The sequence below is a fragment of the Leucobacter celer subsp. astrifaciens genome, from assembly GCF_001273835.1.
Lineage (GTDB): Bacteria > Actinomycetota > Actinomycetes > Actinomycetales > Microbacteriaceae > Leucobacter > Leucobacter celer.
In genome coordinates this window covers 1-413 of the sequence record NZ_JHEI01000186.1, presented here as the reverse complement: position 1 = coordinate 413, position 413 = coordinate 1, and the positions used below count along the sequence as shown (strand labels likewise).

The following is a 413-nucleotide window of genomic DNA, read 5'->3' as shown; positions in this document are numbered from 1 at the left end:
CTTCTGTCGTGATTCTCGATTGGTTTCAATGATGCGGCGACCGCGCATGAGTACACTCACGCGCCCTGCGGCAGGGTCTGATGGGGGTAAGAGACAGTTCTAGGATGCGCTCGGCACCCCGGAATCGGTGCAGGATGCGATCGCGGCCCAACTGCGCCGCTATGCGTTACGCCTCCCAGCGGTAGCGCCCACCGCGGGCCTCGAATTCGTGCTGCACCGCTGCACGCAACTCGGCATCCGCGAGGTAGTCGATCGCGGCCGATCCGAGTGCGACTGCAGCATCGGCGAGCGCGTCGAATGCCGGGGGCTGCACCGTGAGGTCAGCAAAGGCGGCGGTGTGCGGGAAGACATCGTCGGGCCCGCCGAGACCGATCGACGGGTGGATCGACGGGATGAACTGCGTGACGGTGCCC

The 413-nt window shown here is 65.9% G+C and carries 1 pseudogene; it reads right to left on the bottom strand.

The features are described from left to right. Nucleotides 1-166: 166 nt before the first annotated feature. Nucleotides 167-413 (bottom strand): annotated as a pseudogene (locus AMS65_RS19875) (M20 family peptidase); the annotation flags it as partial.